The organism is Streptomyces sp. NPDC059668 (assembly GCF_042734135.1).
Classification (GTDB): Bacteria; Actinomycetota; Actinomycetes; order Streptomycetales; family Streptomycetaceae; genus Streptomyces.
Map to the genome: position 1 here is coordinate 3,755 of NZ_JBHWEL010000136.1, position 7,187 is coordinate 10,941.

Here is a 7,187-nt window from a genome sequence, read left to right on the forward strand (position 1 = left end):
TTTTTTCCGGGGGGGGGGGGGGGGGGGGTGGTGGGGGGGGGTGGGGGGGGGGGGTGGGCGCGGCGCGGGGGGGGGGGGGCCGCGCCCCGCCGCCCCCCCCCCCCCCCCCCCCGCGGACGCGCGACTACTTCGCGTGCATCACCGCGTAGATCATCACGAACGCCACGATGTGGATGCCGAAGAGGAAGTACGCGAGGTAGTACCAGACCATGCGCTCGTTCCTCTTCTCCTCGGCCAGGCGGCGCTGCTCCGGGGAGAGGGCGTCCGGCGTCCCGTCCGGCGTCACAGCTCCCGGTGGACCTTCGTGTTGGACGCCTGGGCGCGGGGGCGCACCACGAGGAGGTCGATGTTGACGTGGCTCGGGCGGGTGACCGCCCAGGTGATGGTGTCCGCCACGTCGTCGGCGGTGAGCGGCTCGGCCACGCCCGCGTACACCTTCTCGGCCTTCTCCGTGTCGCCGCCGAAGCGGGTCAGCGCGAACTCGTCCGTCTTGACCATGCCGGGCGCGACCTCGATGACACGGACCGGGGTGCCGACGATCTCCAGCCGGAGCGTCTCGGCGAGGACGTGCTCGGCGTGCTTGGCGGCGACGTAGCCGGCGCCGCCCTCGTAGGTGCCGTGGCCGGCGGTGGAGGAGAGCACGACCACCGTTCCGTCGCCGCTCGAGGTGAGGGCGGGCAGCAGGGCCTGGGTGACGTTCAGCGTGCCGATGACGTTCGTCTCGTACATCTGCCGCCACTCGGCCGGGTCGCCGGTCGCCACCGGGTCGGCGCCCAGCGCGCCGCCCGCGTTGTTGACCAGGACGCCGATCGTCCGGAAGGCCGTGGCGAACTCGTCGACCGCCGCGCGGTCCGTGACGTCCAGCGTGTACGCGGCGGCCTGGTGCCCCGCCGCGTTGATCTCCTCGGCCAGTGCCTCGATGCGGTCCTTGCGGCGGGCGGTCAGGACGACGCGGTAGCCGGCCGCGGCGAGCTGCCGGGCCGTCGCCGCGCCGATGCCGCTGCTCGCGCCGGTGACGACGGCGATGCGGGAGGAGGCGGAGGGCGCGGCGGACGTCATGGGCTGCTCCTGAGGCGTACGGCGTACGGTCGCGCGCACGTCGGGGCGCGCGCACGGGTGTACGGCATGCGGTGATCGGTCCTGGCCAGGATAGGCAGGCGGCCGTCGCGCGCGCCCGGTCCGTCCGTTCCCTGGGCGGGGCCGTCTCAGCCGCCGCCGCGCGGCGCGTACATGATCACGGCCATTCCGGCGAGGCAGATCAGCGCGCCGGTGATGTCCCAGCGGTCGGGGCGGTAGCCGTCCGCGACCACGCCCCAGGCGAGCGAGCCGGCCACGAAAACCCCGCCGTACGCGGCGAGGATGCGGCCGAACTCGGCGTCCGGCTGGAGAGTGGCCACGAAGCCGTAGACGCCCAGGGCCATGACGCCGGCGCCGATCCAGAGCCAGCCGCGTTGCTCGCGGACGCCCTGCCAGACCAGCCAGGCGCCGCCGATCTCGAAGAGCGCGGCGACGACGAAGAGGACCACGGAACGGACGATCACCATGCGCTCACCTTCGCACGGGCGTTCCGCGCGGCCGCCGTCACCTGTTGGAGGGCGCCTGTCGCCGGTCAGGGGTGGCATACATCGGGTGACCTGATGAGCGTTCTGGGTGTTCCGAGCGAAGGAAGTGACGGCATGCGGATTCTCTCTGCGGTGGGTGCGATGAGTGCGGGGGCGGCGGTGGTGGTGGCCGGGGCCTGCCCGGTCCGGGCCCTCTCTCCGGAGGCGGACCTCGCCTACCACGGTTCCGTGGCCATGGCGGCCGGAATCTTCGACCTGCGGCTGACCCCGCAGAACCACGGCCCGAGCCCGGTCGCCGAGGCGACGGTCCGGCTGCGCTGGTCGGTGCCGCTCGCGGACCGGCAGCAGCTGCCGGGCGGCTGCGCGCGCTCGGGCGCGCGCAGCGTGGTGTGCCGGACGGGGGAGCTGCCGGCGGACGGGCTGGGCGGCCCGATCGGGCTGACGGTACGGCTGCGGGAGGCGCCGTCCGAGGTGGCGCTGGAGATCGACACGGTGTGGGGCGGCGGCGCGGTGGACCGCAACCACGCCAACGACCGGCAGCGGGTGCTCGCGCTGGACACGGGTGACTCGTACGCCTTCTAGCCTCCGGCTGCCGCCGGCTTCCGGCTGCCTCCGGCCTCCGGTTTCTGGCTTCTGGTTCCAGTCCCGGCCGGAGTTCCGGTGCCGGCGCGCCCCGTTCGACCCGCTCGACGTACGGCTCCGCCCGCTGATGCGGGGCGGGGGGCGGGTCGGCGGGGCGTGCTGTCGAGCACGGTCGGGAATAGGTCGGCGGGGGTCGTCGTTTGCGGGTATAGTTGAATCGTAAACAACCTGGAGGGCGAGCGACCATGCAGTTCGGGATATTCACCGTCGGCGACGTGACACCGGATCCGACCACCGGCCGGTCACCGAGCGAGCACGAGCGGATCAAGGCCATGGTCGCCATCGCGCAGAAGGCCGAGGAGGTCGGCCTGGACGTCTTCGCGACCGGTGAGCACCACAACCCGCCGTTCGTGCCCTCGTCGCCGACCACGATGCTCGGCTACGTGGCGGCACGCACCGAGAACCTCATCCTCTCCACCTCCACCACGCTGATCACCACCAACGACCCGGTGAAGATCGCCGAGGACTTCGCGATGCTCCAGCATCTGGCGGAGGGCAGGGTCGACGTGATGATGGGCCGCGGCAACACCGGGCCGGTCTACCCCTGGTTCGGGCAGGACATCCGCCAGGGCATCAACCTCGCCATCGAGAACTACGCGCTGCTGCACCGCCTGTGGCGCGAGGACGTGGTGACGTGGGAGGGCAAGTTCCGCACGCCGTTGCAGTCGTTCACGTCGACTCCCCGGCCGCTCGACGGGGTCCCGCCGTTCGTCTGGCACGGCTCGATCCGCTCCCCGGAGATCGCCGAACAGGCCGCGTACTACGGCGACGGCTTCTTCCACAACAACATCTTCTGGCCGGCCGACCACACCCAGCGGATGGTCGAGCTCTACCGCGAGCGGTACGCCCACTACGGGCACGGCACCGCCGAGCAGGCCATCGTCGGCCTGGGCGGTCAGGTCTTCATGCGGCACAACTCGCAGGACGCCGTACGGGAGTTCCGGCCGTACTTCGACAACGCGCCGGTGTACGGGCACGGGCCGTCCCTGGAGGACTTCACCGACCAGACGCCGCTGACCGTCGGCTCCCCCCAGCAGGTCATCGAGAAGACGCTGACCTTCCGGAAGTACGCCGGCGACTACCAGCGCCAGCTGTTCCTGGTGGACCACGCCGGACTGCCGCTGAAGACCGTGCTGGAGCAGATCGACATGCTCGGCCAGGAGGTCGTCCCCGTCCTGCGGGAGGAGTTCGCCAAGGACCGTCCGGCCACGGTGCCGGACGCCCCGACCCACGCGGCCCGCGTGGCCGCCGCCCGGGAGGTGACCGTCGCATGAGGCTCGTCGTCGTCTCGGCGGGACTGAGCGTCCCGTCGTCCACCCGGCTGCTGGCCGACCGGCTGGCGGCGGCGACCGTGCGGGAGAGCGGCGCGCACGTCGAGGTCGTCGAACTGCGCGACCTCGCGGTCGAGATCGCGCACAACTTCACCAACGGGTTCCCCGGGCGGGCCCTGGGCTCCGCGCTCGACGCCGTGACGGCGGCGGACGGACTGATCGTCGTCACGCCGGTGTTCTCGGCGTCGTACAGCGGCCTGTTCAAGTCCTTCTTCGACGTCCTGGACAAGGACGCGCTCGCCGGGAAGCCGGTCCTGATCGCCGCGACCGGCGGCTCGTCCCGGCACTCCCTCGTGACCGAACACGCCCTGCGCCCGCTCTTCGCCTATCTGCGTGCCGTCGTCGTACCGACCGCGGTGTACGCGGCGTCCGAGGACTGGGGCGCGGAGGGACTGGCCGAGCGGATCGACCGGGCGGCCGGGGAGCTGGCGGCGCTGATGACGGGACTCGCGGCGGCGGCTGCCGGTACGGCGGTGGGTGTGACCGGTACCGACGGTGCCGGCCTCCAGGTCGGTGCCGCGGGAGCCGACGGCGGCGAGGGTGCTGACGTGCCGCGGCCGGTCGGCGCGGCGCCCGCTCCGAGGGCACCCCTCCCGGCGGGAACCGCCCCGGCCGGGCCCGTCCGGACCGGGACCGTGCCTGTTCGCGCGGTACCCGCGCGGACCGCGTCCGGTGGCGGCTTCGAGGTCGTCCCTTTCGAGCAGCAGCTCGCGGCGCTGCGCCCGTAGGCGAGCGGGCCGGAAGCCGGGCGGGGGCGGCCCGTGGCGTGGGCAGGGGTGGGCCGCCACCGTCGTGCGCTTCCGGCCCACCCCCTCCGCACCGGCCCGACCCGACCGGGGGCTGCTCGGGTCGGGCCGGGCGGGCATCGGGTGGTACCTGACGGGTACCGGGTGGTGCCTGACGGGTGCGAGGTGACACCCGACGGGTACCGGGTGGCACCGGACGAGTGGGAGTCGCGTCGCGGGGCCGTCGTCGGCGCGGCCGGTGCCGCCGGACCGGCGTGGGCGGCGGCGCCGTGGTGACACGCCCTCGGAGCGCTTCACACGGCACGCCTTCCCCGGCACGTTCCCGGACCGCGGGACCGCAGGACCGCCGTACCGTCCTGGCATACGGGACAGAGTGACCCGGCGAGGTAAGGGGCCCGCGCGGGGAGGGGTGAGAGCCGGGTAAGAAGCCCACGCTCACCTGGCCCATCAGGTGGTGGGCGGCCAGGGGCTTGGCAGACTGGTGAGGTGCCCCAGACTGTGCTGCTCGCCGAGGACGACCGTGCCATCCGCCATGCCCTGGAAAGGGCACTGACGCTGGAGGGCTACGCGGTGACGGCCGTCGCCGACGGTGTCGAGGCGCTGGCGCAGGCCCACCGCACCCCACCGGACATCCTGGTCCTGGACGTCATGATGCCCGGCATCGACGGACTCCAGGTGTGCCGCGTGCTGCGCGCGGAGGGCGACCGCACCCCCATCCTGATGCTCACCGCCCTGGTGGAGACGGCCGACCGCATCGCGGGCCTGGACGCCGGGGCCGACGACTACGTGGTCAAGCCGTTCGACGTGGAGGAGGTGTTCGCCCGGCTGCGGGCGCTGCTGCGGCGTACGAGCCCGGTGAACGGCGCCCCGGCCGGCGGACCGGAGGCCGCCACCGCCTCCGCCTCGACACCGGCGCCGGCAGCGGTCCCGGTGTCCCGGGAGGTCCCCGGGCAGATCGCCGCCGCCGGGCTGCACATGGACATCCAGGCGCGCCGCGCCTGGCGCGGCGCGCGCGAGCTGGAACTCACCCGCACGGAGTTCGAACTGCTCGAACTCCTCGTGCGCAACGCGGGCATCGTCCTCGACCACGCCACGATCTACGACCGTATCTGGGGCTACGACTTCGGACCCGGCTCCAAGAACCTCGCCGTCTACGTGGGATACCTGCGGCGCAAACTCGACGGGCCGGGGGCGCCGGCGCTGATCCACACGGTGCGGGGCGTGGGGTACGTTCTGAGGGAGGACTGAGTGCCCCCGGGACGGCTCGCGGGGCTGCGGCCCCGGCGGCTGTCCTCCCTCCGGGCGACCTTCACCCTGTCGTTCGCGGCCGTGGCCGCCGCGGTCACGGTCCTCGTCGGGTTCCTCAGCTACGACGCGGCCGCCCGGCTGGTGCGCGTGGACCAGCAGACCGTCTTCTCCGGCGTCGTGCAGGACCTGCGCGGCCAGGTGCGGGAGACGCCGCTCGACCCGGGTGACTTCTCGTCGTCCGACCCCGACCACGACGGGCCGCTCGACGACATCATCCGGCCCAGCCGGACGGATGTGCAGGTGCTCGGGCGCGGCGGGACGGTCGCCGACCGCGGCAGACCGGTGCTGCCCGTCGTCGCCGGCGACCGGCGGGTCGCCGGGTCCCCGACCGCGGGTGCGTGGGTGGAGCACCGGGAGGTGGACGTCGGAGGGGACCTCTACCGGGTGGCCACGGTCGCCCTCGGCGGCGGGCGGGGCGCGGTGCAGGTCGCCCAGCAGTTCAGCGACACGGAGGACCTGCTGCGGGAGCTCCAGCAGCGGACCGTGCTGCTCGTCGGCGCGGTGGTGATCGCGGCGGGACTGTTCGGCTGGTGGCTCGCGCGGCGGATCACCCGGCGGCTGGTACGGCTCGCCGGTGCCGCCGAGGACGTGGCCCGCACCGGGCGGCTCGGCATCCAGGTGCCGGTCGCCGGATACGACGAGGTGGCGCGGCTCGGCCGCTCCTTCGACCGGATGCTCGGGCGCCTCGCCCGGTCCGAGGAGGACCAGCGGCGGCTGGTCCAGGACGCGGGGCACGAACTCCGTACGCCGCTGACCTCGCTGCGTACGAACATCTCGATGCTCCGGCGTATCGACGAGCTGCCGCCCGAGGCCCGCGAGGAACTGGTCGCCGACCTCGCCCAGGAGTCCCGTGAGCTGACCGACCTCGTCAACGAACTGGTGGCGCTCGCGGCCGGGCAGTCCGACACCGAGCCGGTGCAGCGGATCGATCTCGCCGATCTCGCCGACGACGTCGCGGTGGTCGCGCGGCGGCGCAGCGGGCGAGGTGTCGTCGTGCGGGTGAGCGGTGACACGACGGTGGACGGGCGGCCGACGGCGTTGCAGCGGGCGGTGTCGAACCTGGTGGAGAACGCGGTCAAGTTCGACCGGGACGGGAAGGGGCCGATCGAGATCGCGGTGACGGGGCCGGGGCGGGGGCCTGCCGGTGGCGATGCGGGTGTCGGTGTCGGCGGCGGTCTCGGTGCCGGTGCCGGTGCCGGTGCCGGTGGCGGTGGTGACGTGGGCGTCGGTGGGGGTGCCGGTCGGCCGGGCAACGTCCGTATCGAGGTGCTCGACCGGGGGCCCGGTATCGCCGAGGGGGATCTCGTGCGGGTCTTCGACCGTTTCTACCGGGCGGCCGACGCGCGCAGTCTGCCCGGGTCCGGGCTCGGGTTGTCCATCGTGCGGGAGGTTGCGACGGCGCATGGCGGGGCGTCGTTCGCCTTTCGGCGGGAGGGGGGAGGGGCGGTGTTCGGGTTCACGGTGAGCGGTACGGGGGATCGTCCTTCGCCGGATTCCTGACCCCGGGTTCTTTCGCCCCCGCCGCCCGTCGCCGACCCGTCCCGTACCTGGGGGCTCCGCCCCCAGACCCCCGCCAGGGGCGCTGCGCCCCCCTGGAC

8 protein-coding genes are annotated in these 7,187 nt (G+C 73.6%); 5 read left to right on the forward strand and 3 right to left on the reverse strand.

All coding sequences use genetic code 11. The annotated features are described in order from the left end of the window. Positions 1 to 124: 124 nt before the first annotated feature. The 3 genes from ACFV2J_RS41995 to ACFV2J_RS42005 form a co-directional block, all read right to left on the reverse strand. On the reverse strand, positions 125 to 286 hold the full coding sequence (locus ACFV2J_RS41995) for a hypothetical protein (RefSeq protein ID WP_385094288.1): 162 nt from the start codon (positions 284 to 286) through the stop codon (positions 125 to 127). Further along, positions 283 to 1,059 (reverse strand): SDR family NAD(P)-dependent oxidoreductase, encoded by a 777-nt coding sequence (locus ACFV2J_RS42000; RefSeq protein ID WP_385094285.1) that lies wholly within the window; start codon positions 1,057 to 1,059, stop codon positions 283 to 285. Before ACFV2J_RS42000 ends, ACFV2J_RS41995 begins: the two co-directional genes overlap by 4 nt. Positions 1,060 to 1,205: 146 nt before the next feature. Then, the gene (locus ACFV2J_RS42005) at positions 1,206 to 1,544 is read right to left on the reverse strand and encodes a YnfA family protein (protein ID WP_385094282.1); all 339 of its coding nucleotides are present in this window, start codon (positions 1,542 to 1,544) and stop codon (positions 1,206 to 1,208) included. 132 nt (positions 1,545 to 1,676) lie between these two features. Here ACFV2J_RS42005 and ACFV2J_RS42010 point away from each other — a divergent pair, with 132 nt between their 5' ends. The 5 genes from ACFV2J_RS42010 to ACFV2J_RS42030 all read left to right on the forward strand — a co-directional run bounded on the left by ACFV2J_RS42010 (position 1,677) and on the right by ACFV2J_RS42030 (position 7,089). After that, positions 1,677 to 2,144, forward strand: a complete 468-nt coding sequence (locus ACFV2J_RS42010; protein ID WP_385094279.1) for a hypothetical protein — start codon at positions 1,677 to 1,679, stop codon at positions 2,142 to 2,144. Between the two features lie 245 nt (positions 2,145 to 2,389). Then, positions 2,390 to 3,478: an LLM class flavin-dependent oxidoreductase gene (locus ACFV2J_RS42015; protein ID WP_385443755.1), complete on the forward strand. Its 1,089-nt coding sequence runs from the start codon at positions 2,390 to 2,392 to the stop codon at positions 3,476 to 3,478. Next, positions 3,475 to 4,263 (forward strand): CE1759 family FMN reductase, encoded by a 789-nt coding sequence (locus tag ACFV2J_RS42020; RefSeq protein ID WP_385094273.1) that lies wholly within the window; start codon positions 3,475 to 3,477, stop codon positions 4,261 to 4,263. Before ACFV2J_RS42015 ends, ACFV2J_RS42020 begins: the two co-directional genes overlap by 4 nt. 504 nt (positions 4,264 to 4,767) lie before the next feature. Further along, entirely contained in the window at positions 4,768 to 5,529 is a 762-nt protein-coding gene (locus ACFV2J_RS42025; RefSeq protein WP_385094270.1) for a response regulator transcription factor, read from the forward strand. Continuing rightward, positions 5,530 to 7,089: a sensor histidine kinase gene (locus ACFV2J_RS42030; RefSeq protein ID WP_385443759.1), complete on the forward strand. Its 1,560-nt coding sequence runs from the start codon at positions 5,530 to 5,532 to the stop codon at positions 7,087 to 7,089. It begins immediately after the preceding gene. Positions 7,090 to 7,187: the final 98 nt, after the last annotated feature.